Below are 390 nucleotides of genomic sequence, written 5' to 3' on the forward strand. Positions count from 1 at the left end.
TTCGCTATATCCGGATCCTGCGCGCACAACTCTCGGACTTCGAGCTTCTCGTTCTGTTTTATAACGGTTTATTCCCGCTCGCGGCAAAGTTTAAGGAATATGTGGAGTTCTTCACGCTGTTCGATAATCTCCCCAAAGATTTGCTCTTCAATCGCTTGCATGAGGAATTCTATGATCCGAGTGCATTTGATGAGAGGGCGCCGAAGAAGCCTCTCTCGTTCACCGATGCTGCAACGTAGAACCGGTTGTACGATAACGCGGTCCGAGTCGCTTTACACGCCCGTAAACATTGCCCGCTCTCGTCCCCGGAACAAGCGTAGTCGCCGGCGTGCGGAACATCCGCATCATAGCGCGTTTGTGCTTCTAGTGATCCGGAATTGCTGGCCAGAC

At 52.3% G+C, this 390-nt stretch carries 1 protein-coding gene; it reads left to right on the forward strand.

Annotated features, from left to right (window positions below):
• The coding region (locus EN804_RS35010; RefSeq protein ID WP_246693538.1) for a putative phage abortive infection protein at positions 1-239 on the forward strand (239 nt) is incomplete at its 5' end.
• Positions 240-390: the final 151 nt, after the last annotated feature.

This window comes from Mesorhizobium sp. M8A.F.Ca.ET.161.01.1.1, assembly GCF_004792105.1.
Lineage (GTDB): Bacteria > Pseudomonadota > Alphaproteobacteria > Rhizobiales > Rhizobiaceae > Mesorhizobium.